This window comes from Anaerobacillus sp. ABA4_114 (assembly GCF_056159065.1).
On the sequence record NZ_JBSWUM010000001.1, the window covers coordinates 2,293,897 to 2,318,515 of the forward strand.

General features: G+C 42.7%; 25 protein-coding genes. 2 read left to right on the forward strand and 23 right to left on the reverse strand.

Translation table 11 applies throughout. The features are described from left to right. Nucleotides 1-3: 3 nt before the first annotated feature. Nucleotides 4-996, reverse strand: coding sequence for a signal recognition particle-docking protein FtsY (gene ftsY / locus ACXAEY_RS11610; RefSeq protein WP_474812102.1), 993 nt, complete (start codon nucleotides 994-996; stop codon nucleotides 4-6). A gap of 18 nt (nucleotides 997-1,014) precedes the next feature. Next, the gene (gene smc, locus ACXAEY_RS11615) at nucleotides 1,015-4,578 is read right to left on the reverse strand and encodes a chromosome segregation protein SMC (protein WP_474812104.1); all 3,564 of its coding nucleotides are present in this window, start codon (nucleotides 4,576-4,578) and stop codon (nucleotides 1,015-1,017) included. 187 nt (nucleotides 4,579-4,765) lie between these two features. Here smc and ACXAEY_RS11620 point away from each other — a divergent pair, with 187 nt between their 5' ends. Further along, a complete protein-coding gene (locus ACXAEY_RS11620) occupies nucleotides 4,766-4,990 on the forward strand; it encodes a DUF1128 domain-containing protein (protein WP_270181841.1) in 225 nt (74 codons plus the stop codon). A 35-nt stretch (nucleotides 4,991-5,025) separates the two neighbouring features. Here the strand turns inward: ACXAEY_RS11620 and rnc are convergent, their stop codons facing one another. From rnc to ACXAEY_RS11675, 11 genes are all read right to left on the reverse strand, one after another. Continuing rightward, entirely contained in the window at nucleotides 5,026-5,817 is a 792-nt protein-coding gene (gene rnc / locus ACXAEY_RS11625; RefSeq protein WP_474812106.1) for a ribonuclease III, read from the reverse strand. A 97-nt stretch (nucleotides 5,818-5,914) separates the two neighbouring features. Further along, on the reverse strand, nucleotides 5,915-6,148 hold the full coding sequence (gene acpP, locus ACXAEY_RS11630) for an acyl carrier protein (RefSeq protein WP_270181839.1): 234 nt from the start codon (nucleotides 6,146-6,148) through the stop codon (nucleotides 5,915-5,917). 73 nt (nucleotides 6,149-6,221) lie between these two features. Further along, entirely contained in the window at nucleotides 6,222-6,962 is a 741-nt protein-coding gene (gene fabG, locus ACXAEY_RS11635) for a 3-oxoacyl-[acyl-carrier-protein] reductase (RefSeq protein WP_270181838.1), read from the reverse strand. Between the two features lie 2 nt (nucleotides 6,963-6,964). Next, the gene (fabD, locus tag ACXAEY_RS11640; RefSeq protein WP_270181837.1) at nucleotides 6,965-7,906 is read right to left on the reverse strand and encodes an ACP S-malonyltransferase; all 942 of its coding nucleotides are present in this window, start codon (nucleotides 7,904-7,906) and stop codon (nucleotides 6,965-6,967) included. Further along, nucleotides 7,906-8,907 (reverse strand): phosphate acyltransferase PlsX, encoded by a 1,002-nt coding sequence (gene plsX / locus ACXAEY_RS11645; protein WP_270181836.1) that lies wholly within the window; start codon nucleotides 8,905-8,907, stop codon nucleotides 7,906-7,908. The genes fabD and plsX overlap by 1 nt, the downstream gene beginning before the upstream one ends. A 17-nt stretch (nucleotides 8,908-8,924) precedes the next feature. Beyond that, nucleotides 8,925-9,482, reverse strand: coding sequence for a transcription factor FapR (gene fapR / locus ACXAEY_RS11650; protein WP_270181835.1), 558 nt, complete (start codon nucleotides 9,480-9,482; stop codon nucleotides 8,925-8,927). Between the two features lie 121 nt (nucleotides 9,483-9,603). Beyond that, nucleotides 9,604-11,637 (reverse strand): ATP-dependent DNA helicase RecG, encoded by a 2,034-nt coding sequence (gene recG / locus ACXAEY_RS11655; RefSeq protein ID WP_474812109.1) that lies wholly within the window; start codon nucleotides 11,635-11,637, stop codon nucleotides 9,604-9,606. Nucleotides 11,638-11,641: 4 nt separating this feature from the next. Continuing rightward, nucleotides 11,642-12,529, reverse strand: a complete 888-nt coding sequence (sdaAA, locus tag ACXAEY_RS11660) for an L-serine ammonia-lyase, iron-sulfur-dependent, subunit alpha (protein WP_270181833.1) — start codon at nucleotides 12,527-12,529, stop codon at nucleotides 11,642-11,644. Nucleotides 12,530-12,549: 20 nt separating this feature from the next. Further along, on the reverse strand, nucleotides 12,550-13,212 hold the full coding sequence (gene sdaAB / locus ACXAEY_RS11665; RefSeq protein WP_270181832.1) for an L-serine ammonia-lyase, iron-sulfur-dependent subunit beta: 663 nt from the start codon (nucleotides 13,210-13,212) through the stop codon (nucleotides 12,550-12,552). 105 nt (nucleotides 13,213-13,317) lie between these two features. Further along, nucleotides 13,318-14,985, reverse strand: coding sequence for a DAK2 domain-containing protein (locus ACXAEY_RS11670; protein ID WP_474812112.1), 1,668 nt, complete (start codon nucleotides 14,983-14,985; stop codon nucleotides 13,318-13,320). A gap of 22 nt (nucleotides 14,986-15,007) precedes the next feature. Next, nucleotides 15,008-15,370, reverse strand: coding sequence for an Asp23/Gls24 family envelope stress response protein (locus ACXAEY_RS11675; protein WP_224882043.1), 363 nt, complete (start codon nucleotides 15,368-15,370; stop codon nucleotides 15,008-15,010). Nucleotides 15,371-15,667: 297 nt separating this feature from the next. On the opposite strand from ACXAEY_RS11675, the gene rpmB reads away from it, so the two are divergent. After that, a complete protein-coding gene (gene rpmB / locus ACXAEY_RS11680; RefSeq protein WP_224883001.1) occupies nucleotides 15,668-15,856 on the forward strand; it encodes a 50S ribosomal protein L28 in 189 nt (62 codons plus the stop codon). A gap of 215 nt (nucleotides 15,857-16,071) precedes the next feature. On the opposite strand, the gene spoVM is transcribed toward rpmB, so the two are convergent. The 10 genes from spoVM to def all read right to left on the reverse strand — a co-directional run bounded on the left by spoVM (nucleotide 16,072) and on the right by def (nucleotide 24,604). Then, complete coding sequence (gene spoVM, locus ACXAEY_RS11685) at nucleotides 16,072-16,155, reverse strand: stage V sporulation protein SpoVM (RefSeq protein WP_224882999.1); 84 nt, start codon at nucleotides 16,153-16,155, stop codon at nucleotides 16,072-16,074. 98 nt (nucleotides 16,156-16,253) lie between these two features. Continuing rightward, on the reverse strand, nucleotides 16,254-16,919 hold the full coding sequence (locus tag ACXAEY_RS11690) for a thiamine diphosphokinase (RefSeq protein WP_270181830.1): 666 nt from the start codon (nucleotides 16,917-16,919) through the stop codon (nucleotides 16,254-16,256). Then, nucleotides 16,916-17,464 carry an energy-coupled thiamine transporter ThiT gene (gene thiT, locus ACXAEY_RS11695; RefSeq protein WP_270181829.1) on the reverse strand — a complete coding sequence of 183 codons (549 nt, stop codon included), beginning with the start codon at nucleotides 17,462-17,464 and terminating at the stop codon, nucleotides 16,916-16,918. The genes ACXAEY_RS11690 and thiT overlap by 4 nt, the downstream gene beginning before the upstream one ends. A 65-nt stretch (nucleotides 17,465-17,529) precedes the next feature. Continuing rightward, nucleotides 17,530-18,177, reverse strand: a complete 648-nt coding sequence (gene rpe, locus ACXAEY_RS11700; RefSeq protein ID WP_270181828.1) for a ribulose-phosphate 3-epimerase — start codon at nucleotides 18,175-18,177, stop codon at nucleotides 17,530-17,532. 1 nt (nucleotide 18,178) lies between these two features. After that, entirely contained in the window at nucleotides 18,179-19,066 is an 888-nt protein-coding gene (gene rsgA / locus ACXAEY_RS11705; protein WP_270181827.1) for a ribosome small subunit-dependent GTPase A, read from the reverse strand. A 10-nt stretch (nucleotides 19,067-19,076) separates the two neighbouring features. Next, on the reverse strand, nucleotides 19,077-21,059 hold the full coding sequence (pknB, locus tag ACXAEY_RS11710; RefSeq protein WP_270181826.1) for a Stk1 family PASTA domain-containing Ser/Thr kinase: 1,983 nt from the start codon (nucleotides 21,057-21,059) through the stop codon (nucleotides 19,077-19,079). Next, the gene (locus ACXAEY_RS11715) at nucleotides 21,059-21,811 is read right to left on the reverse strand and encodes a Stp1/IreP family PP2C-type Ser/Thr phosphatase (protein WP_474812117.1); all 753 of its coding nucleotides are present in this window, start codon (nucleotides 21,809-21,811) and stop codon (nucleotides 21,059-21,061) included. Before ACXAEY_RS11715 ends, pknB begins: the two co-directional genes overlap by 1 nt. 40 nt (nucleotides 21,812-21,851) lie before the next feature. Next, nucleotides 21,852-23,189, reverse strand: a complete 1,338-nt coding sequence (rsmB, locus tag ACXAEY_RS11720) for a 16S rRNA (cytosine(967)-C(5))-methyltransferase RsmB (RefSeq protein ID WP_270181824.1) — start codon at nucleotides 23,187-23,189, stop codon at nucleotides 21,852-21,854. Beyond that, complete coding sequence (gene fmt, locus ACXAEY_RS11725) at nucleotides 23,182-24,126, reverse strand: methionyl-tRNA formyltransferase (protein WP_474814803.1); 945 nt, start codon at nucleotides 24,124-24,126, stop codon at nucleotides 23,182-23,184. The genes rsmB and fmt overlap by 8 nt, the downstream gene beginning before the upstream one ends. A 1-nt stretch (nucleotide 24,127) precedes the next feature. After that, nucleotides 24,128-24,604, reverse strand: a complete 477-nt coding sequence (gene def / locus ACXAEY_RS11730) for a peptide deformylase (protein ID WP_270181823.1) — start codon at nucleotides 24,602-24,604, stop codon at nucleotides 24,128-24,130. Nucleotides 24,605-24,619: the final 15 nt, after the last annotated feature.

Below are 24,619 nucleotides of genomic sequence, written 5' to 3' on the forward strand. Positions count from 1 at the left end.
GTTTTACTCTTCTTTTTCAACGTCTTCTTCGATGATCGATGAGAAGAGTCCATAAACGAACGTATCAGCGTCAAACTCCTGTAAATCATCCATTTGCTCACCGAGTCCAACTAGCTTAACAGGGATGTCTAGCTCATGTCGAATGGCTAAAACGATACCGCCTTTTGCAGTTCCATCGAGTTTCGTCAGAGCGATTCCTGAAACATCAGTCGATTGACTAAACTGCTTCGCCTGGCTCATCGCATTCTGACCAGTCGTCGCATCGAGAACGAGAATGACTTCATGTGGCGCATTCGGGATTTCCCTTTGAATCACGCGCTTCACTTTTTCAAGTTCGTTCATCAAGTTCACTTTGTTCTGAAGACGTCCAGCCGTATCACAAAGCAGGATGTCTGCTTTCCTGGACTTAGCTGATTGTACCGCATCGAACACGACTGCTGCAGGATCAGAACCTGCCTGATGCTTCACGACATCGACTCCTACCCGCTCGCCCCACACATCTAACTGTTCGATGGCTCCAGCTCTAAACGTGTCACCAGCCGCTAGGAGAACCTTCTTGTTCTCTTGCTTAAACTTGTGAGCAAGTTTCCCGATCGTAGTGGTTTTACCTACACCGTTAACGCCAACGAACAAGAAGACCGTTAATTCGTCTTCTTGAATGTTCAACGAATTATCTTCTTCTTTATGAAGCAATTCAGCAAGCTTCTCAGAAATGACGCTTTGAAGTGCTTCTGTGTCCTTAATGTTTCTCGTTCTCGCTTCATCTTTCAATACATCGATAAGGTCCATTACTGTCGCAACACCCACGTCAGCGCTGATCAATAATTCTTCTAGCTCTTCGAAAAACTCCTCATCAACTTTACGATAGTTCTTTACAAGATCGTTCATTTTTGTAGAAAACGATGTTCGTGTTTTCTCGAGTCCATCTCTAAATTTCTCAGTCACATTATCCGATTGCGTTGTAAACTTGTCTTTTAGCTTTTTGAAAAAGCTCATTGAAATCCCCCCAAAGTCTTATTGCGATATTAATTGTTTCGATTCTTCAAGTCTAACTGATACAAGCCTTGAAACGCCTGATTCCTGCATGGTCACACCATAGAGAACATCTGACTCCTCCATCGTACCCTTACGGTGCGTAATAACGATGAACTGTGTCTTCTCACTGAATTGTTTCAAATATCTCGCAAACCTATTCACATTTGCATCATCGAGTGCGGCTTCAACTTCATCTAGGACACAGAAAGGAACCGGGCGCACTTTCAGGATGGCAAACAGTAGTGCAATCGCTGTAAATGCTCGTTCCCCGCCCGAAAGGAGAGCAAGGTGCTGAAGCTTTTTACCCGGAGGTTGTGCAAGAATATCGACCCCGGTGGATAAGAGATTCTCAGGATCCGTGAGAACGAGATCCGCCTTTCCTCCCCCAAATAATTCTTCAAACACTTGTTGGAACTGAGTTCGAATCTTCGTAAACGTATCTTGAAAACGCTTCTTCATTTCTTGGTCCATCTCATCGATTACCGTATAAAGCGTATCTTTTGCCTGTAACAAATCTTTTTGCTGCTCTGTTAAGAACGTATAGCGCTCATTCACACGCTCAAACTCATCGATAGCACCAATGTTAACCGTCCCTAGTTCATCGATTTCAAGCTTGATCAGCTTTAACTTCTTCTTTGCTTCACTAGCATCGATCGTAAGCACATGCTTCTCTTTCGCTGCTTCATACGTTAATCCATACTCTTCACTTAGCATCGTGAGACGGTTTTCAAGTTCTACGTCTAAACGGTTCACTTGTACTTCAGCAGCTTGCAGTAACCCTGCTATCTGCTTTTCCTCATTCGATACTGCTTCATGTTCACTACCTATCACATCGATCGTTCGCTGATGATTTGTTTTCACTTCTCTTTCTTCTTGTAGTGAAGCTAACAAACCGTCTTTTTCTTCTCTTAATTTCTTGATATTTTCATCAAGCTTCTCTTCACCAGTTGAATTAGATGTCATCGCTTCATTTAGTAAGGAATGCTCTTCCATCGTTTCATTCAACTGATTCGTCGTTTCCTTTTGTTCTGAAGAAAGGCGATCGAGCGTTTCTTTTTGGTTCTGAAAGGACTGCTGATGTTCAGCTACCTTCACTTTTAACTCAGTGATTTCTGTTTGGATGGTTTCCTTCGACGTCTGCTGAGATTGCTTTTTCAGCGTTAGTGCTTCGATCTTCTCTTCTAGTTCCTCGGCTTGCTTTGAGATCGTTTCTAAACGGTTCGATAAGTAGTCGCTCCTGCTTTCATGCGTTTCTATTTCTTCTTCGATCGCGTTCTTCTCACGATCATATAGCTGAAGTCGTTCGTTCGTATTTCGCTCTTCACCTTCGATTCCTCTTAAGTCTCCTAGAAGTGACTGCTCTTCTAGTCGGAGATTTTCACCGTGCTCCCTCATCGTTTCAAGCTCTGATTCGAGTCTCTCAAGCTCTGCTTTCTCACGCTGAATTTCGTTTTCTACACCTAACGTCTTCTTTTCCATCTCTGCAAGCTTTGTTTCTAGAACTTCCAGTTCACGCTGTCTACTAAGTAGAGAAGTAGACTTTTGCTTCACACTTCCTCCACTCATCGAACCACCCGGGTTTACAACGTCACCTTCGAGCGTCACGATACGGTTCTTGTACTGAACGATTTTAGCTAGTTCGTTCGCACCTTTTAAGTCATTTGCTACAAGGACCGAACCTAATAAGTTTTCTAGGACGTTGCGATACTTCTCATCAAACTCGATTAAGTCTGATGCGACGCCAACAAACGCCTCGTGATTCTTCACGCGTTCATAATCATATCCTGAAACCTTCCTCGACCGAATGACGGTTAGCGGAAGAAACGTTGCCCGTCCTGAACGATTTTTCTTTAAAAATGATATCGCTCCGCGCCCTGCTCGTTCATCACTTACGACAACGCTTTGCATCGCACCACCTAAAGCTGTTTCCAGTGCTGTCTCCACTTGTTTTGGTACCGTCACAAGCTCCGCGATCGCACCCTCTATTCCTTCAAGGTCATTCCTAGCCTTCAGCACTTCTTTAACACCTTGATAGAAACCAGCGTAATCTTCCTGCATTTCCTCAAGCATTTGTTTCTTAGAACGATATTGCTGAATATATTGATAAGCTTGATAGAGTTTTGATTCTTTTTCTCCGAGAGCTTTTTTCTTTTCTTCTACGTCGTGCTTTCTTTTATAAAACGATGAAACATGAGTTTCGAGGTTCTTTTTTGAGCCTTTTAGAGATTTAGTGAGCTCTTTCTTTTTATCTTCTACATCCGTCCGCTGTTTGATGAATTTATGATTGTCATCATCCAATCGCTTTTTGCGCTGTGAAAGAACAGTGAGCTGATCTTGAATGTAGCGATTTTCATTACGAATCGATGCTTGTTCATTCAACAGCTCAAAGTAATCAGACTTCATTCGGTCTAATTCTTGTTCGATATCTTGCTCGACATCAGCAAGTAACTCAGTTTCTTTCTTCAGCTGATCTTTCAATTGAGCTAATTCTTTTTTCTGGCGCTCAAACCTGCTTCGATGCTGAGTGATTTCATTTTCATAGTAGCTTTTCTTTTCGTTTAAAAAGTTGATTCGTTCTTTGAGATTCTCTTTATTCTGATGAGCGTTCTTTTTTCGTTCTTTAAGGACTTCTCTTTTCCCTTCGAGCTTTTCAAGTTCTTCACTTGTCTCGAGTAGGGTTTGCTGGAAACGCTCAATATTGTTTTCAGCTATGAGCAATTCTTGCTTTGCGTTTTCGAGTTCTTCCTTCTTAACTCGAACCGACTCTGAGATCTCCAATTCTTTCTGTTTCAACTCATCGAACTCAGCAGATTTCTTTTTCCAAGCAGCGTGAAACTCTTCGATCTCATGAACGGTTAGAGCTGCTTCGATCTTTTCTAACTCTTCCCTTTTCTCAAGGTAGTCTTTCGCTATCGAAGCTTGGATACGTAATGGCTCTACTTGATCTTCGAGTTCATACAGAATATCTTCCACGCGGTGTAGGTTGTCCGCTGTTTCTTTTAACCTTGCTTCTGCTTTATGTTTACGCGTTTTATATTTAAGAACGCCTGCCGCTTCTTCAAAAATCTTTCTTCTTTCTTCAGACTTGCTGCTTAATATCTCCTCAATACGTCCTTGTCCGATGATTGAGAACGATTCCTTACCAAGACCTGAATCCATAAAAAGTTCGATGATATCTTTAAGGCGACAAGTTTGATTGTTTAATAAGTACTCGCTATCACCTGAGCGATAGACTCTTCTCGTTACGCTAACTTCGTTGTATTCGATCGGAAGGTATTGGTCATGATTATCAAGAGTCAATGTTACTTCTGCAAGATTGACAGCCTTTCGTGACTCACTACCTGAGAAGATGATATCTTCCATCTTTGATCCTCTGAGTGACCTTGCAGACTGCTCGCCTAGCACCCATCGTATTGCGTCATTTATATTACTCTTGCCGCTTCCGTTTGGACCGACAACTGATGTAACTCCTGGAACAAACTCTACTGAAATTCGATCGGCGAATGATTTAAAGCCGACTACATCTAATCGTTTGAGGAACATCAATTTTTCCCCCTCATCTGTTTCATATCTATGTATGCTATCTCTTGAACTAACTGTCTTATTTTATCATAAATTCCTATAGCCTACGATACAATGCGTGATCCATGTTACAATAGGAAAAGCTCCTTAATCCTTCAACTGACGAAGGGCTTAGAGCCAGATTGTGTAAAAAGGCAGGTGGTACATAATGGATCTATCTAACAAGACAGAAGAAAACCTTGCATTTATGGTTGAAGGCATTAAAGAAAAACTTCAAGTAATTAACGCCGCCATGATCAAACCAGAATCTTTCGACCTATCTCGTTACGAAGATATTCATGAAATCTATACGATGGTCAATAAGAAAGATTCGCTTACACCGGGTGAAATGCAGGCGTTGCTTGCAGAACTTGGTAAGCTACGCACAACATAATCTGATGACCACATACGTAAAAAGAATCCTGTTGATCAGGATTCTTTTTGATTACTTTCTTTTAAATTGAGAAGCGCCTGTTGTGCAGCCTTTTGTTCAGCTTCTTTCTTCGAACGACCTACCCCGATCCCGAGGTCAGCTCCGTTAAGCGTTACTTTGGACGCAAACTCTCGGTTGTGCGCTGGCCCTTTTTCATCCGTGATGACATAGTCTATGACCCCAAGGCTTTCACGCTGAATCACTTCTTGAAGCTGGCTTTTATAATCCATCACATGCGAAAAAGCACCGGCGTTAATCTTCGGATAGACAAACTTCTCTAGAAACTCAAAGACCACTTCTATGCCTTGATCAAGATACAGTGCACATATAAATGATTCGAACACATCGGCAAGAAGTGCTGGTCTTGCTCTTCCACCCGTCATTTCCTCACCCTTACCAAGAAGGACAAGGTGCCCAAAATTGAGATCGTTAGCAAACTGCACGAGCGATGGCTCACATACGATGGCCGCTCTTAGCTTCGTTAGCTCTCCTTCACTCATATTCGGGTATTTTTCAAACAGGTACCGTGATATTGTAAGTTCAAGTACAGCATCACCAAGAAATTCTAGACGTTCATTATCCATCTGCGGATGCAGTCGATGCTCATTCACATACGATGAATGAGTAAATGCCTGGTAAAGAAGTTGCTCATTATTAAAAGAAACATCAATTTCTTTTAGAAACTGAGCGAACTTTTCTTTCGCAGTGTCCCCAACCACGAGTTGTCGTGAATGCTTAGGTTTAAAACGTCTTTTTGTTTTATGTGTGTGTTTGTGTGATTTGGACATAAATACCTCCACGACTAATCAAAATCTTCTACATAGAAAGGGAATAAAGCCCCGCATATACGGGGCTTAATCCACCAATTCAGGAAATTCCCGAATATTAATTTTGGCTATTTATGTAATCAATTACATCGCCAACTGTTACGATCTTCTCAGCGTCCTCGTCTGAGATTTCCATGTCAAACTCATCTTCAAGCTCCATAACTAATTCCACAACATCCAGGGAATCGGCACCAAGGTCATCTTTAAAAGAAGCTTCAGGTTTAACTTCAGACGCTTCAACTCCAAGACGATCAACGATGATTTTTGTTACACGCTCTAGTGTATCTGCCATTATACTCACCTCCCCTCAAGCTATTATAGGATATCTAAAAGAAAAAAACTAGATGTACAATTTTTCTCTTCTGTTACATCACCATTCCGCCATCGATGTGGAGGGTTTGACCGGTGATATAGTTTGCGTCATCAGAAGCAAGAAACTTTACTGCTTTTGCAATATCTTCTGCAGCCCCAAGTCTCCCAAGAGGAATTTGACCTTTCATTCCGCTCTTCACTTCTTCAGATAGTTCATCTGTCATATCGGTTTCGATGAACCCAGGAGCAAGAGCATTGACCGTAATATTACGGCTAGCAAGTTCTTTTGCGGTCGTTTTAGTTAAGCCGATCACGCCTGCTTTGGCAGCTACATAGTTAGCTTGCCCTGCATTTCCTGCAACACCAACGACAGACGCTACATTGATGATACGGCCGTAGCGCTGTTTCATCATTTGGCGAGTCACCGATTTCGTACAGTTAAATACACCTTTGAGGTTCGTATTGATCACATCGTCCCACTCTTGCTCTTTCATACGCATCAATAGGTTATCTCTCGTTATCCCAGCGTTGTTAACCAAAACATCGAGACTACCGAACTCCGAGATAACTTCCTTAACCATTCCTTGTACTTCTTCCATATTACCAACGTTAGCCTGGATCGCAATGGCTTGTCCGCCAGCAGCTTTGATTTCTTCAACAACCTCGTTCGCTTTCGCTTCACTACCGGCATAGTTAACAGCTACGTTCATTCCCTCTGAAGCAAGTTCAAGTGCGATAGCTCGTCCGATCCCGCGAGATCCGCCAGTAACGAGTGCCGATTTTTTCTCTGCCATGATTATTCCTCCCCTAGCTTTTCCATTAGTTGATCAAGTTGTTCAGGTGTACTCACCGCATGAACAAATGCACGTCGGTTTACTTTCTTAACTAATCCTGAAAGAACATTTCCTGGTCCTACTTCGATAAATCGATCAACACCGAGATCCATCAGTTTACGAATCGTATCTTCAAATAGAACAGGTGAATAAATCTGTTGAAGCAAGTTGCTCTTGATCTCTTCAGCTGATGTAGAAGGTTCTGCTGATACGTTTGCGATCACTGGCACTGTAGCATCAGAAATCGTGATGGAATCTAAGATTGCAGACATCTTTTCAGCTGCCGGCTTCATTAAGCTTGAATGAAATGGTCCACTGACTTGTAGAGGGATGACCCTTCTCGCGCCATTTTCCTTCGCGACTTCAGAAGCTTTTTCAACTCCGGCTTTTGCACCTGAAATAACGATTTGACCAGGGCTATTCAAGTTGGCTAGCTGAACAGTGTCAGTGGATTCAGACACATCATCTACGATCTTTTGAAGTTCGTCACGGTCCATGCCCATGATCGCTGCCATCGCTCCTTCACCTGCAGGAACAGCTTCCTCCATGTAAAGACCTCGATTTCTAACAGCATAGACAGCATCAGAAAACGACATAGAACCAGAAGCAACTAGTGCAGAGTATTCACCGAGACTATGTCCAGCGGTGTAATCTGGCGTAATCCCTTTTTCTCTAAGCGCTTCTAAAACTGCTACACTCGTTGTTACGAGAGCTGGCTGTGTGTTCTCTGTTTTTGTAAGGGTTTCGATCGGTCCGTTCATGATTAGTTTCGTAAGGTCGTAGTCGAGACGGTTATCCGCTTCGCTGAAAATCTTTTCTGAAGCAGAATAAACTTCGATAAAATCTTTCCCCATTCCTACCGCTTGTGATCCTTGACCCGGAAATAAAAACGCTGTTTTTCCCATTACTGATCTCCTTCCTGCTTCTCTTCAAGAGAAGTTTTGATTTCAGTTACGACATTTCCTGTTACCATCATTCTAGCTTGTCTTATTGCACTGAAAACAGCACGCCCGTTTGAGGAGCCATGAGCTTTAATAACTGGAGCTCGTAAGCCAAACAATCCAGCTCCACCGTACTCAGAGTAGTCAAGCTTGTTTTTTAAATTCTTCAACTTAGGCTTTAGCACTCCAGCAGCTACCTTACTTGTGAAAGAACTTGTGAGCTCTTCTTTAAGCATTGTAAACATCGTAAGTGCGGTTCCTTCGATCGTTTTAAGTACTAAATTTCCGGAAAACCCATCGCATACGACGACATCAGCTGCATTGCTCAATATATCTCGTGATTCAACGTTACCAACAAAATTCAAACCACTTTCTTGTAACAATGTGAATGCTTGTTTACTAAGTTCGTTCCCTTTGCCTTCTTCTGTACCGATGTTTAATAAGCCGATGCGAGGAGAGTCGATTCCTCGAACTTTTTCAGCATAAACAGCACCCATCTGTGCATACTGAAGCAAGTGTTCAGGCTTTGCGTCCATATTCGCACCAACATCAAGTAAAAGAAAACCTTTTTCATCGATCGTCGGAAGGGTTGGAGCAAGGCCTGGCCTTTCGATCCCCTCGATCCGTCCTACATAGAGCAAACCGGCTGCCATGAGTGCTCCTGTATTTCCTGCAGAAATACAAGCATCCGCTCGACCTTCTTTAACTTCGTTAACAGCGAGTACCATCGACGCTTTCTTCTTTCTTCTTGCTGCACGTACTGGCTGATCTTCTGACGATATGTATTCATCCGTATGTAATACTGTTATTCGCTCTTTACTCCCAGATAGTAAGGGGTTGATTTGATTTTCGTCTCCTACGATGGTTACTGAAAGATCTTTATACGTTTCTAAGGCTTCATAAACCCCATCGATGATCGCTTTAGGAGCATTGTCCCCACCCATCGCATCTATTGCAAGTCTCATGTTAGTTCAGCTTCCTTTCAAGGTTTAGTAGAGCGATACATCACAAACTCACCCGAAAATACGTTTTCATTCTGAACAAAGCTATTGACCTCGACCGTTGTTCTTCCTTTACTATTGTCGGTAACATTTGCTTTAGCTATCACTCGTTCGCCTTCCTTAACCTGTCTTGAAAAACGAATATTCGCTTTTGCAGTTAAGGCAAGCTCATCATTGATAATCGCAACTGCTAAAGAATTCGCTTGTGCGAAAAGATGATGGCCTCGAGCGATATTATTTCTAGAAAAAACATGTTCTGGTCGGATATCTAGAATTGAAATCGCATTTTCATCTAGCTGTAGGTCGATGACTTGACCGATCACTTCCTCCATCGGGAGAGCTTTCACCTCATCAAACTGCTGCTGGGCAACATATTTGATCCGCTCCCGTAATTCTGGAATAGATAGTTCAAGGCGATCTAATCTGATTGTTTGAATGCTCACGTTAAATTTATCTGCAAGTTCCTCATCGGTTATAAAAGGTGTTTTTTCGATTGTCTCTTTTAATAACGTTTGACGTTCTCTCTTACTCCTCTTCACTCTCTACCGCCGCCTATCTAGCATTAATAAACGGATAAAGAGGATCCTATGATCCTCTTTATCTCAGTCTTATGACTAGGTCCTAAAACGTAGTATATAATGTAAGGCGCAATTTTGCAAGCTAATCAAGCTTTTCGCCACTTAAAACCCCTTCGTTTGATAAATAGGTTCTAAGGCGAGAATAAGCGTCATCTTCCCAAAACGCCGTAGATTCAACGAGTGCTGAAGCGTCTTGACGTGCAACTTCAAGGACGCGATAGTCGTGGACAAGATCGGCAACTTTGAACTCCGGCAAACCACTTTGTTTTCTTCCAAAGAAATCTCCTGGGCCACGAAGCTCGAGGTCCCGCTGTGATAGCACAAAGCCATCGTTCGATTCTGTCATGATCTGCATGCGTTCCTTCCCGACTTCGGATTTAGGATCAGCAAGTAAAATACAGTAGGACTGATTGCTTCCTCGTCCTACTCGACCTCGTAGCTGATGAAGCTGCGCTAACCCAAAACGTTCGGCATCATAAATGACCATGATCGTCGCGTTCGGTACGTTTACGCCGACTTCGACAACCGTTGTCGATACCAATAGCTGAACGTCATTTCGGCTGTAGGCTTCCATTACGGCTTCCTTTTCATCAGAACTTAGTCTTCCATGCATCAAACCAACTTGATAGTTAGGCAGTGCTGTTTGCATTTGAGCATGAACATCGATTGCATTTTGGACATCCAGTTTCTCTGACTCTTCAATAAGAGGACAAATGACGTACCCTTGACGGCCTTGATCAAGCTCTTTCGTTACAAAGTCAAGCACTCTTGAGAGCATATCTGGCTTAGCCCAATACGTTTCGATCGGCTTTCTGCCAGCAGGCATCTCATCGATCGTCGACACATCCATATCACCAAATACAGAGATGGCGAGCGTTCGAGGGATCGGTGTCGCTGTCATGTAAAGGACATCCGGAGTCAAACCTTTTTCTTTTAGCACCCTCCTCTGCATAACACCAAAGCGGTGCTGCTCATCGGTAATGACTAAACCAAGATGCTTAAAAACAACTTCATCCTGAATGAGCGCATGAGTACCGATCAACAAATCGATTTCTCCACTTGCCAACCGTTCAAGAAGCTCTCTCCGTTTCTTGCCTTTTATCGAACCAGTTAACAGTTCTACGTTCAGCCTGTCTCCTAAAAGGTCTTCAAATGATTCAAAATGCTGCTCAGCAAGAATTTCTGTTGGTACCATCAAAGCACCTTGATTCCCTGAGAGGTACGTAGCAAAAAGTCCGATCGCTGCTACGACCGTTTTACCTGAACCTACGTCCCCTTGAAGCAACCGATTCATGCGATACGGGCTTTCCATGTCGTTCAAGATTTCTTCTACCACTCTATCTTGTGCTCCTGTTAGAGGAAACGGAAGACTCTTAATAAATCCCTCCAGATCCTTTCTACTATAATGGTGAGAAGAGCCCTTCGTGTTTTCTCTCTCCCTCTTTCGAAACAGCTGCATCTTCAGTTGAAATTGCAGCAGCTCCTCGTAGACGAACCTTCTTCTCGCCTGCTTTAAATGATCGTGCGATTGTGGTGCATGCATCGTCTCGATCGCTTCTCTTCTATTCATCAGCTTGTACCGCTCTAGCATTTGAGGGGGAAGCGTCTCTTCGATTTCACCTGCAAATTGTTTTAAAGCGAGCTGAATGTAGCGCTTGATCGCTTTCACTGTTATGTCTCCACCTACCGGATACACAGGCTCGATCGTACCATCTGGGTCGTGAGTCGAGAAAGTAATCTCAGAAGCGGATAAGGTCATCTTATGTTGGTCCCACTTCCCAGTTACGGTGACCGTCTGCCCAAGTGAGAACTGCTTTTTAAGAAAAGCACGATTAAAAAAAACGGCTGTAATGAGGAATCTTCCCACTAACAGCCTTACAGACAGTCTAGACTTTTTCTTTCCATAGTAGCGAACGACAGGCTCACTGTGAACCTTTCCTTCGAGTGTAGCTCGCTCCTCATGCTTAACATCTGCTAAATCTTTCAGTTCATAGTCTTCATATCGAAAAGGAAAATATTCTATTAAATCCGATATGTTATTGATTCCGATCGATGATAGAGAAGCAGCTTTCTCATCACCTATTCCTTTGATTTTCGTGAGTTCAGTCACCTTCATTCACTCATTTCTTATCCAGGGATACTCCAAAGATCCTGGCTTCTAATTCTCGTCCAGTCGGTGTTGCTGCAAGACCTCCTTGCGCTGTTTCACGTAAAGCAGATGGCATCGTTTGACCAATCTTATACATTGCATCGATCACTTCATCACAAGGAATCCGGCTTGTTATTCCTGCTAGTGACATATCTGCTGCTACGAGAGCATTCGATGCACCCATTGCATTTCTCTTTACACAAGGAACTTCTACAAGACCAGCAACTGGGTCGCATACTAACCCAAGCATATTTTTAAGCGCGATTGCAAAAGCGTGTGAAGACTGTTCAGGTGTTCCACCCATAAGTTCAACGATTGCAGCTGCAGCCATACCTGTAGCTGAACCAACCTCCGCTTGACATCCACCTGCAGCCCCTGAAATGGAAGCATTGTTCGCAACAACGAATCCGAAAGCTCCTGATGTGAAGAGGTAGTTCACCATTTGCTCTCTTGTTGGATTCACCTTTTCTCTGATCGCAAACAATGTTCCAGGAACAACCCCTGCTGAACCAGCCGTTGGCGTTGCGCAAATCGTACCCATCGCTGCATTTACTTCGTTTGTTGCCATCGCTTTACTAACTGCATCGAGCATCGTTTCACCAGAAAGGGATTTTCCGGATTTTAAGTAAGTTTGAAGCAGGACAGCATCTCCACCCGTTAAACCAGAGTGAGACCGAACGTCTTCTGTAATACCACGCTCTACAGCTTGCTCCATCACCTCAAGGTTCCTTTCCATTTGACCTACGACTTGTTCACGAGTCGAACCCCTAACTTCCATTTCTTGTTCGATCATAATTTCTGAGATCGGCACATTTCTTGATTGTGCTAGCTCAACTAGTTCTGCTACATTACGAAACATAGCGATTCCTCCTCTATTCGTTATTCACTGATTTTTGCAACTTGAAGAATGTTTGGAAGTGATTCGACTTCATCGAGCACTACCTGAGGAATGTTTTGATCAACCTCTATCGTCATGAGGGCTTCTTTCCCTTTTTCTTTCCTCGAAACGTTCATGTGTCCAATATTGATTTCATGCTTCGCTAGTAAGTTCGATACTCCTGCGATCGCACCGAACCGATCATTATGAACAACAAGTATTGCGGGACTGTTTCCAGACAAGCCAAGTGCAAAGCCATTTAATTCGATCACTTCCATCTTACCGCCACCGATTGAGATCCCTACTAGTTCCAGCTCACCTTTATCGTCTTTCAAGTGCACCCTAGCTGTGTTCGGATGATCAGTAACAGCATCTTCCTCAATGAACCTTACCTTTATCTTTTTCTCTTTCGCCAATGTAAGCGCATTCACAATTCGTTCATCGAACGTGTCAAAATCTAGGACACCACCCACTAGCGCCACATCAGTTCCATGTCCTTTGTATGTTTTTGCAAATGAACCATACAAAGAAATCGTGATGCTTTGTGGCTCCCGACCAAATAGATGTCTAGCTACTCGTCCGATTCTTGCTGCACCTGCTGTATGTGAACTTGAAGGGCCGATCATTACTGGACCGATAATATCAAAGACACTGCGAAACTTCACATCGACTCCACCTTTCGTTATGTACACCTAATGAACACTATTTGTTAATGGCAGAAAAAGAAAACCTGGCATGTGCCACGTTTCTTTTTCTGCTTTATTTAAATGCTACTCGACCGAAACAATATACGGATAGATCGGTTGCTTTCCTTCATGGAGTTCAACTTCAACTTCTTCGAACTGCTCTTCTATAAAGGAAACGAGCTTTTCTGCTTCTTCTTTGTCTGCATCTTCACCATAGATGATCGTGATGATCTCATCATCTTCGCCGATCATGGATTCTAATAGAGCTTTCGCTACATCGAATCGAGATGATTCAGAGACTACGATTTTCCCATCAGAAATCCCCATGAAATCGTCTTTTGCGATTGAAACGCCATCGATTTGAGTGTCACGAACAGCGAACGTAACTTGACCTGATTTCACTTCAGACATGCTTGCTTTCATCGCCGTACCATTTTCCTCGATTTCTACCGAAGGATTAAATCCGAGTAAGCTAGCGATCCCTTGTGGAACAGTTTTAGAAGGAATGACAACAACATTTTCTTCAACTACGGATGCTGCTTGCTCTGCTGTCATGACGATGTTGCTGTTATTCGGAAGGATGATGATATTCTCGGCATTCACTTCCTCGATCGCTTTCACGATGTCCTCTGTGCTCGGGTTCATCGTTTGACCACCAGAGATCACGTAGCTCGCGCCCAAACTCTTGAATAGTTCAGCGATCCCATCACCCATCGAAACGGTGATGATCCCATACTTCTTCTTTTCAGCAGCAGCTGGCTTAGAAGCTTTTTCTTCGTTAAGGATCGTCGAATGCTGCTCACGCATATTCTCAATCTTAATTTTGATCAAACTTCCGAAATTCTGTGCATATGTCATGATATTACCAGGGTATTCAGTATGCATATGTACTTTGACAAGGTCGTCATCAGATATCACGAGAAGTGAGTCCCCGTGCTTGTCTAGTTCATTTCGAAACGATTCTTCATCATACGGAGATTGTTTAAGCTTCGCATCCTCAAGTTGAACCATGAATTCAGTACAATATCCAAATTCGATATCTTCTGTCTTCATATGTCCTTGTGCACCTTTATGATGCTCAGCGCGAACCAATTCATCCATCTTTTCTTCTTCGAGTGACACATCAGGTGCTTCTTTGCCTTCAAGCACGGCAAGAAACCCTTCATAGATCACGAGTAAACCTTGTCCACCGGAGTCTACAACCCCAACTTCTTTTAGAACTGGAAGTAAATCAGGCGTACGTTGAAGGGAGGCTTTCGCTTCCTTTACAACGATTTGCATAAGCTCGATCATATCTTCCGTTTGCTTTGCTGACTTTACAGCTTTCTTCGCAGCGTCTTTTGCTACAGTTAGAATCGTACCTTCAACAGGCTTCATAACCGCTTTATAAGCTGACTCAACGCCGTTGTCTAAAGCAGCAGCAAAGTCTACTGTTCCAATTTCACTCTTTGTATCGATCGCTTTAGAAAACCCTCTGAATAACTGTGAAAGAATTACTCCAGAGTTTCCTCGCGCACCCATTAATAGTCCTCGTGCAAATAGAGATGCTACATCTCCTACTTTCTCTGAGCTGCTTTTCTTAACCTCGTTTGCACCTGAAGTAATGGTTAGGTTCATATTGGTTCCTGTATCTCCGTCTGGTACAGGGAATACGTTTAATGCATCAACCATTTTTGCATTTTTAGATAGGTTGTTTGCACCTTCAATAACCATATGCGCAAACCGCTTACCGTCAATCCTCTTAATTGTCACAGACTGTTCCTCCTAACTCCACTTAAGGGTTCGTTACTCTGACCCCTTGTACGTAGATGTTTACAGAATCTACAGATAGTCCGAGCATTTGGTCAAGCTGGTACTTTACTTTTGTTTGAACGTTATGAGCAACTTCCGAAATTTTTGTACCATAGCTCACAATAATATACATATCGATATTGAGTTCTTCTTCTTCTCTGCGAACTACTATCCCTCTGCTAAAGTTATCTTTTCCCAACAATTCTGTAATACCGTCTTTAAGTTGCTTCTGAGAAGCCATACCTACGATACCATAACAATCTATCGCTGCGCCACCTGCAATTGCAGCTACTACCTCAGTAGAAATATCGATTTGTCCGTATTGGGTTTTCATTTCAATTGACATATTTGTTCCTCCCTTAGCGATTTGGGTGCTGACCAATGTTCCATTCTATCTTCATTACTAACTCTTGATGCTAAAATAAATTAAATACATCTCATTTAGAGCTAATAGTTATTTTACTACAATATTAGTGAATTTAAAAGTTCATCCTTGTAAAACACTCGTATCATCACTTTTAGCTGTTAAGTTTTTTTCTTGATAACCCTGTTGTTTGTCTTGCATTCACTATACCTACGTGATACTATAGTGGAGGATTTATCCTGCACTTCTTGTGCAATGTAGGACAGTAAGGAGGTTGAAATAATGGCTAAATGTGCAATCACTGGCAAAAAGACTGCGTTTGGTAACAAGCGTTCTCACGCGTTGAATACAACAAAACGTAAATTTGGTGCAAACCTTCAAAAGGTACGTATCATGGTTGATGGTAAACCGAAAAAAGTATATGTTTCTGCTCGTGCCCTTAAATCTGGGAAAGTAGAACGCGTATAATTGACACACGAAAAAGCACCCGCTAGCGGGTGCTTTTTTATGTTAAAAGGCTACTGAATGATCATCCAACAAAATAGTGATCATTTACGCTCCAATCTGCGCTAATATGAAGGATTAAACCGGTATTTAAACTCCTACGGCATAGGGACCACATCAACTAGATCCTTAACATGCTTACACAAAAAAGCACCCGGGATCAGGTGCTTTTTTTCGTGCTATTCATTTTTACGAAGAGATCCAAGAATCGCCCTTACAAACCCACCGAGAAACTTAGGTAGTTTAATCGTATAGAACTTCATACTTCCCCCTCCTCAAAAGTCAAAAATGGAGACCAGGATAAAACAATATGAGATCATAATATTCTTTACTATTATATTCGCCGAAAATAAAATATACCCTAATCCTGATGTTCGGCGTCCGAACTTCTTACCACCATAAGTATGCCTTCAGTAAATGAATAAGACCCATTTTCCTCGACCAATTCATTACTTATGCATAAACTGGATCCCCATTCCAACTTTTTATCCGTAAGAGGGAATTTAAAGCCTTCTAACGTTAATCCCTTTACTTCGGGTGTATACGATAAGAATGAAGCATATGGATATCGCGCATCATTCTCTATAGAATAATGGCCTGGTCCTTTTAACTGAAGCCGATTCTGTCGATCTTCAAGTTTTACACTTACGCCACTCTTCAACCCTTTTATCAACATCTGCACGTTCATCCAGCTATGATCAAGTCTTCCCCCTGTGACCCCATACATGATGATTTCACTCGGTCGTTGGTCGATCGCCCAGTCAAGTGCTAACTCAAGATCGGTATGATCTTTTTCTGATGGATACACATGAAATGACAGATTATGCGTTTCGATCCACTCTCTTTCTTCAGGCGTGACAGAGTCAAAATCCCCAAACCCCTGAGAAGGAGTGATGCCATGCTTCAATAGCGTATACACTCCCCGGTCAACACCTACCCATTGCACACCCCGCTTATCTTTTAGTAGATTTTGAGGCAAATCAGAAACTGGTCCACTTGCTACAAGATAGATAGCTTCATTCGTCATGGGCGATGAACCATCTTCGGAGAAGTTGATGATAGTAAAGCTAACACAATAATCGAAACGGCTGCTGCAGGGAAAAGATAAGAAGCATTATATAAAAATGAGTACAGCGCGACAGGCGTACCTTCTGGCGCCATATCACCGAACCAGATAACACCCGAAGTAAAATGAGAAACTAATCGGAACAATGCTCCGAGAAAGCAGCCGATCGCAATCATCGTGATCCGTTTCTTTTTTGAAGCATCTTGTGAAACACTAAACAGTCCCGCTAGACCTACTACCATGAATCCAACCGGATAATCTAGTAAAAATTGTACCGGATGAACATAAAACGGTGCGACAAGAAGCGGCTGTAGGATGCCCACTAACAAACCAGTGACAATTCCAGGGCCGATCCCTCTCCGAAAGGCAATTAAGAAGATCGGTACCATCGCTAGAGAAACCGAACCACCATTGGGCCATAATCGGATAGAGAATAAATCCAATATCACCCCAATACCTGCCATGAGGGCGATTTCAAGAAGTAAAACAAGGCGATTGTTATTCATAATCATCTACTCCTAAACAATAATTTCACTTTACAAAAAAACAGCGGGCGTGTCGCCCGGCTGTTTTAAGATTGACGAAGGCTTTCGATTGCTGATTTACGATCTTCCATATTGTAAACCGCTGATCCTGCCACAAGTACCGTAGCACCTGCTTCGATACATTTTCTAGCTGTCTCTTTGTTGACTCCGCCGTCCACTTCAATTTCAGGCGATACACCCAAATCATCCGCTAGTTTTTTTACTTCTGCAATTTTTGGAACCACTCTTTCGATGAAAGCCTGTCCACCAAACCCTGGATTCACGGTCATGAGAAGAACAAGGTCAACATCTTCGATCACATGTTTGATCGCATCGACTGGTGTTGCAGGATTGATGACGACGCCTGCTTTAACACCTTTGCTCTTGATCAACTGAATCGTGCGATGTAAATGAGGACATGCCTCTGCGTGAACAGTCAGGATATCTGCCCCTGCATCTGCGAAATCTTCGATGTAGTGATCTGGGTTTTCAATCATTAGGTGCACGTCGAGCGGTAAGTTCGTAACAGGACGAAGAGCTCGAACGATAGGTGCTCCAATCGTAATGTTTGGTACGAAATGTCCATCCATCACGTCTACGTGAATATAATCAGCTCCACACGCTTCAACATCCTTCACTTCTTCTCCAAGTCTTGCGAAGTCGCTTGAGAGGATTGATGGTGCGATCTTTATCATATTAATACCTCCGTTTTTGGTCCTTAATCTCTGTGAAGAACGATGAATAATGGTCGTATCTGTACGCCTTTATCTCACCTTCATCTACAGCTGCTTTAACCGCACATCCAGGTTCTTTCATATGAGTGCAGCCTCTAAATTTACATTCGTTCGTTTTTTCTCTAATTTCAGGAAAGTAAAGCCATAAATCATCTGCCTCTATGCCCCTGAAATCAAGAGAACTAAAGCCGGGTGTGTCAGCGACTAATCCAGATCCAAACGGAATTAATTCAACATGACGTGTCGTATGTTTTCCTCGTCCCAAATGTGTTGAAATATCGCTAGTATCTAAGTCTAAATCTGGATTGATCGCATTGAGTAGTGAGGACTTCCCTACTCCTGATTGTCCTGCGAATACAGTGACATTATCATAAAAATGCTCCTCGATCTCAGATATTCCAGACAAACTCTGTGCAGAATTCATCAGTACTTCATACCCCACCTCACTATAGTCCTTGCTATAATTGTGTATGATTTCTTCTTCTGATTCTGAAACAAGATCCATTTTTGTGATGCAGATGACTGGCTTTATATCACTCGCTTCGATATGAACAAGAAACTTATCAAGCAGCTGCGTATTGAACGTAGGTTGAGTAGCTGAAAAAACGAGAAAAGCCTGATCGATATTAGCAATCGGTGGACGAACTAATTCATTTTCTCTTTTCTTTACTTCTAGAATATAACCATCTGTTTTATTCTCCGCTTCATAGACAACGTTATCTCCAACTAAAGGGGTGATCTTTCGCTTTCTAAAATTCCCTCTGCCTCTGCATTGATAGATTTCTTTATTCACTTCATCCTGCACGTAATAAAAGCCACTTAAAGCTTTAATAATTCTTCCATCTGCCATGTAGGACTCCTTACTCGTTTTTTCCGTATTTTTGTTTTGCTTGATCATAGGTAATCGTCTTCGACTCAATTTCTTCACCATTATCAAAGACTTTATACGACGCATAGTCTCCTGGATCGATCGTCAGTTCAAACTCAAATTTGCTCGATTTGTCAACTTCTTCAACGATTTCACCGTTCTCTGTCTTAGAGTCACGATAGATGATTTCAATTGTATGCTTTTCCTTATCCTTAACATCTACTTTTACTTCTTCAGTAAAAACAATTCGTTCTTCTTCTGGCTCCGGTTCAGGTTCTGGTTCTGGACCTTTAGAAAGCGTTACAGTAACCGTTTGTCCCTTATCGATTCTCGTTGCCGTATTAGGCGACTGATCCATCACGAGACCTTCCTTGACTGAATCGCTGAAAGCTGCTTCATTATAAGCAACCTTTAGGCCTTCATCGTTTGCGAACGCTTCTACTTCTTCTTTCGTTTTGTTCGTTAAGTCTGGTAATAAAACAGGCTCTGGTCCTTGACTGTACCAGATAACGATTCGATCTTCTGTCGGGAGAACCATCTTACCAGCTTCTGGACTCTGGTCATAGATTTCCCCCTTAGGTTCGTCACGATACTCTCCTTCGAACTTCACGTTTTCGAATCCTTTAGAATCAAGATCTGCTTCCACTTCACTCTGCGTCTTACCTATGAAATTCGGAAGCTCCGTCTTCTCTGCACCTTTGCTTACATATAGGGTCACCTTACTATTCTCTTTAACCATCGAGCCAGAACTTGGGTCTTGACTGATGACGTCATCTTCCTCAATAGACTCGTTAAACTGTTCTTCCTTCACAACAGCAAGGTTGCTTTCGATCAAAGCGGTTCGAGCATCTTCATACGTCATTCCAGACACATCAGGTACTTCGACGTCAGGTACGTAAAATAGATCCGGCATAAAAATGAATGCAAGTGCACCAGCACCACCTAACAAGAGTAGAATCAGGAAAACAATCGTTACGATTTTACCTGCTTTCTTCTTCTTTTTGTTTTTAGGAGGTTTATCCTGTTTCTCTTTGTCAGATTCTGTTTCAACTTCTGCTTTCTCAGGTTTACTCTCGGAAGCATCAGTTGGAACAACAGGACTAAGCACCTTTGTAGCCTCATCATCGTCTGAAACTACAGGTGCATCATACACCTTAGTAGGATCCAGTGCGTTATCTAACGCATCGTATAGTTCCTGAGCATTCTCATAACGCTGGTGAGGTTCTTTCGCCATCGCTTTCAGAATGATTTGCTCAACATTTTTCGGTAAAGAGGTGTTGATCAAACTTGGTTTAGGAAAGCGATCCTGCAGATGCTTCAACGCAACCGAAACAGGAGAGTCACCTGAAAACGGTAGAACTCCAGTCACAACTTCATAAAGGACAACGCCGAGAGAATAGATGTCTGAACGTTCTGTCGCCGCTCCTCCACGCGCCTGTTCTGGTGAAAAATAATGAACGGATCCGAGAACAGAGTTTGTATGAGTAATCGTTGCGGATGTCATGGCCATCGCGATTCCAAAGTCTGTGACTTTTGCTTCGCCATATTCATTGATCAGAATATTATGAGGCTTGATGTCACGATGGATGATTTGATTTTCATGAGCGTGTTCGATCGCCGAAGCAATTTGCTTGATGATATCGATGGCTTCTACAATCGGAAGGGCTCCACGATCTCGAATACTTTGCTTTAACGTTTTCCCTTCAACGTACTCCATTACGATGTAATGGTAATCTTCATCTTCACCAACATCAAAGATCGAGACGATATTAGGATGATCAAGACTCGTTGCGGATTCTGCTTCTCTTCTAAATCGCTTGATGAACTCATCATCCTTAGAGAATTCAGGTCTCAGTAACTTAACTGCTACGATTCGATCTAGAATTAAATCCGTAGCCTTATACACGATTGCCATACCACCATCACCGATGACCTCAAGCAATTTGTACCGGCCGTTAATATGCTTTCCTATCATTAGCTTTCACTTCCTGAAGACATAGAGTGCTCTATGACTGCAACGGTGATGTTATCTTCCCCACCAGCTTCATTTGCGAGCAAAACTAATTTTGTCGCTTTCTCTTGAAGTGAAATACCTGATGACAAGATCTCCTTCAGCGTTTCATCTGTCAGCTTGTTTGTTAAGCCATCCGTACAAAACAATGCAACTTCACCCTCAGTCCATTCGAATGTATGGATATCGACTTTAACCTTTTCTTCTGTACCTAAAGCACGCAGAAGTACGTGCTTTCTTGGATGATCCTCCGCTTCTTCTTCAGATAATTGGCCGCTCTTCACAAGCTCGTTAACTAGAGAATGATCGCTCGTTTTCTGATTGAATTCACCGTCTTGAATCAGATATGCTCGGCTATCACCAACGTGTGCGATCGTAATAAATTCTTCTGTACAAATTGCCGCAACTAACGTTGTTCCCATTCCAGCGTACTCTGTGTTGTCGTTTGAATAAGACAGTATCGTTGCGTTCGCTTCTTTAATCGTATGTAATAGCCAGGCTTCCGCTCTTCCCGGACGAAAGCCAGCCTTCTCTTTTTTCCAGTTTGTTTGCAGGCATTCGACTGCCATGGAACTAGCAATATCTCCTGCTTTATGGCCTCCCATGCCATCTGCCACGATTACAAGGTACTCACCAAGATTATTTTGAATAGCACTGGTACTGTCTTCATTGTATGCTCTGACCTGTCCGCGGTCTGTCAATGTTACAGCTTGCATGTGGTCACCCCGTCTCTATAATCCACTTTATCGCATCTAACTACTTCTCTTTAACCAACGTAGCGATATAAAAGCCATCCGTGCCAAAGTAGTGCGGTAATAATTGAAGCTCTCCACCATCAATATAAGGTGAAACTACTTGAGGAAGGCGTTCACTCATAGTGGTATCCATCGAAAATTCAGGATGGTCTTTTAAGAATGCTCTGACGACATCCTGATTTTCCGCTTCTTCTATTGTACACGTACTATAAACCAATTTTCCACCAGGTTTTACAAGAGAAGCCTGTGAATCCAAAATTCCCCTTTGAACTGATGTGATCCTCTCGACATCTTCAGGCTTTTTTGCCCACTTGATATCTGGCTTTCTTCGGAGAACCCCAAAACCTGTACAAGGAGCGTCAACTAGAATTCGATCAAACGTGTTTTCTTCGAACTCGTCGGCAACTAGTCGACTGTCGAGCGCTTTTGCTTCCACGTTTGAAAGGCCTAAACGTTCTGCTTGTTTCTTAATCAACTTGATTTTATGGTCATGAAGATCAAGAGATTGAATGTATCCTTCACCTTGTAAGCGTTCAGCAATGTGAGTCGTCTTTCCACCAGGAGCCGCACAGGCATCAAGAACAGCATGACCAGGGTCGATGTCGAGTGCTCTTGCTACGAGCATCGAGCTTTCATCTTGGATCGTTACTTCGCCTCTTTTATAGACATCGGTTTCGATCAATTGACCTTTCACTACTTTGATAGCGTCTAGTGAAAGCTCCCCTCCCATCACCTCTAAGCCCGCTTCAGCTAGATCTGATAGCACCTGGTCTACAGTGGTTTTCATCGTGTTGACCCTTGCAGTCACGTATGGTGCTTGAAGGTTTTCTTCACACATCGCTTCAGTTTCATCAAGTCCAAATTGCTCAACCCAACGTTTTACCAGCCAATATGGATGGCTTTTTTCGATCGAAATCCTTTCAACATCATCCGTTATCGAACTGAAATCTTTGAGGCCTTTTCTCTGCACGTTCCTTAAGACGCCGTTAACCATTCCACTGATGCCTTTATGACCTCGTTTCTTTGCTATCTCAACCGCTTCATGGATGACAGCTCGATCCGGTACTCGATCGAGATACACCATTTGATAAAGCGATAGATGTAAAAGTGAGATCACCCAGGATTGAACCTTTTTCCGATTCGTTAAAAAGTCATCAAGATAGAAATCGAGCGTCTTTTGGCGCTGAATCGTTCCATAGACGATCTCGGTTAGAAGACCGATGTCTTTTCTTGATAACTTATGCTTATTAATCGTCTCGTTTAAAAGGAGATTGCTGTATGCTTGATTTTTATTGATTTTTTCAAGTACATCTAGTGCCGCTGCCCTCACATTAGTCATGTTGCTCACCGAATAAGGAACCTTTTTCGAATGTACGTCCCTGTAAATATTGAGCAGCACTCATCCGTTTCTTACCAGCAGGTTGAATCTCAGTAAGCTTGATTGCAGTTGAATTGCCAGTCGCAACGACCGGACCGTCCTGATCTGTATATAAAACGGTTCCAGGGGCAGTTTGTCCATTCGCTTCAACTTTCTCACCCCACCAAACTTTCATAACGTTGCCCTCATATTCTGTAAAGGCTACTGGCCATGGATGAAGCCCTCGAATCTGGTTGTAAATCTCTTCCCCTGGTTTTGTCCAATCGATTTTTTCTAAGTTGCGTTTAATATTCGGGGCAAAAGTTGCTTCATCATCGTTTTGTTTCTCTGGAGTTATGTTGCCTTTTATTAACTCAGGAATCGTTTCTTTTAAAAGCTTTGCACCGGACACACTAAGTTTGTCATGAAGAATACCAGTATGGTCGCGTTCTTCAATCGGTACGACCGATTGTGTAAGAATATCACCAGCATCTAATTTCTCAACCATATACATGATTGTGATGCCCGTTTCTTTATGTCCTTGTAGAATGGAGTAATGAATCGGCGCACCACCTCGAAGTTTTGGAAGTAAAGAGGCATGCACGTTGATACACCCGTGTTTAGGCGCATCAAGAAGCTCCTTTGGAAGGATCTGACCGAAAGCTGCCGTGACGATGAGATCTGGGTTAAGAGCTAAAATCTCTTTCAGCTGTTCAGGTTCTCTAACTTTTTCAGGCTGCAATACAGGCAAGCCGTGTTTTTCTGCTGCGACTTTAACGGGTGGCGGTGTCATGACACGTTTTCTCCCTTTAGGGCGATCAGGTTGTGTGACAACGCCAGAAATGGTGTATCCTTCTTCAACCAACATATCTAATACAGGTACTGAAAAATCAGGTGTTCCCATAAATACGATGTTCATCTTATTCGTCACTTCCTTCCTCTTCTAAATCAACGTATCGAATCACTTTTTCAGTGAACAGAACGCCATGAAGGTGGTCGACCTCATGCTGGATGACCCTTGCAAAGAAGTCCTCTGCTTTTAACGTGAATTCCTTTCCATGGCGATCTTGCGCCTTAAGGACGATTCGAGTAGGTCGTTCTACCTCACCGAATAAACCTGGGAAGCTTAAGCACCCCTCTAGATCCACTTCAGCTCCTGTAGCTTTTTTTATAACAGGGTTAATGATTTCAAGTGGCTCTTCTTCACGTGTATCGATCACTGCAATTTGCTTTTCGATTCCGATTTGTGGCGCAGCTAGTCCAACACCTTCCGCATCATACATCGTGTCGAACATATCATCTAATAGTCGATGAAGATCGTCATCGAACGTTTTTACCGTTTCACATTCTTTTTCTAGTACCTCATCAGGGTGTATTACAATTTTTCTTATAGACAAATTCATTCTTCCTTT

Coding starts and splice junctions, on each gene's coding strand:
- fmt (WP_474814803.1), bottom strand. CDS start 24,126: ATGAACATCGTATTTATGGGAACACCTGATTTTTCAGTACCTGTATTA.
- spoVM (WP_224882999.1), bottom strand. CDS start 16,155: ATGAAGTTCTATACGATTAAACTACCTAAGTTTCTCGGTGGGTTTGTA.
- sdaAA (WP_270181833.1), bottom strand. CDS start 12,529: ATGTTTCGTAATGTAGCAGAACTAGTTGAGCTAGCACAATCAAGAAAT.
- fabD (WP_270181837.1), bottom strand. CDS start 7,906: ATGGGAAAAACAGCGTTTTTATTTCCGGGTCAAGGATCACAAGCGGTA.
- ACXAEY_RS11715 (WP_474812117.1), bottom strand. CDS start 21,811: ATGCAAGCTGTAACATTGACAGACCGCGGACAGGTCAGAGCATACAAT.
- plsX (WP_270181836.1), bottom strand. CDS start 8,907: ATGAGACTTGCAATAGATGCGATGGGTGGGGACAATGCTCCTAAAGCG.
- smc (WP_474812104.1), bottom strand. CDS start 4,578: ATGTTCCTCAAACGATTAGATGTAGTCGGCTTTAAATCATTCGCCGAT.
- rpe (WP_270181828.1), bottom strand. CDS start 18,177: ATGATAAAGATCGCACCATCAATCCTCTCAAGCGACTTCGCAAGACTT.
- pknB (WP_270181826.1), bottom strand. CDS start 21,059: ATGATAGGAAAGCATATTAACGGCCGGTACAAATTGCTTGAGGTCATC.
- ACXAEY_RS11620 (WP_270181841.1), top strand. CDS start 4,766: ATGGATCTATCTAACAAGACAGAAGAAAACCTTGCATTTATGGTTGAA.
- ACXAEY_RS11675 (WP_224882043.1), bottom strand. CDS start 15,370: ATGTCAATTGAAATGAAAACCCAATACGGACAAATCGATATTTCTACT.
- ftsY (WP_474812102.1), bottom strand. CDS start 996: ATGAGCTTTTTCAAAAAGCTAAAAGACAAGTTTACAACGCAATCGGAT.
- rnc (WP_474812106.1), bottom strand. CDS start 5,817: ATGTCCAAATCACACAAACACACACATAAAACAAAAAGACGTTTTAAA.
- acpP (WP_270181839.1), bottom strand. CDS start 6,148: ATGGCAGATACACTAGAGCGTGTAACAAAAATCATCGTTGATCGTCTT.
- fabG (WP_270181838.1), bottom strand. CDS start 6,962: ATGGCAGAGAAAAAATCGGCACTCGTTACTGGCGGATCTCGCGGGATC.
- ACXAEY_RS11690 (WP_270181830.1), bottom strand. CDS start 16,919: ATGACGAATGAAGCTATCTATCTTGTAGCAAGTGGACCAGTTTCTGAT.
- rsgA (WP_270181827.1), bottom strand. CDS start 19,066: ATGGCAGATGGAAGAATTATTAAAGCTTTAAGTGGCTTTTATTACGTG.
- rsmB (WP_270181824.1), bottom strand. CDS start 23,189: ATGACTAATGTGAGGGCAGCGGCACTAGATGTACTTGAAAAAATCAAT.
- thiT (WP_270181829.1), bottom strand. CDS start 17,464: ATGAATAACAATCGCCTTGTTTTACTTCTTGAAATCGCCCTCATGGCA.
- recG (WP_474812109.1), bottom strand. CDS start 11,637: ATGAAGGTGACTGAACTCACGAAAATCAAAGGAATAGGTGATGAGAAA.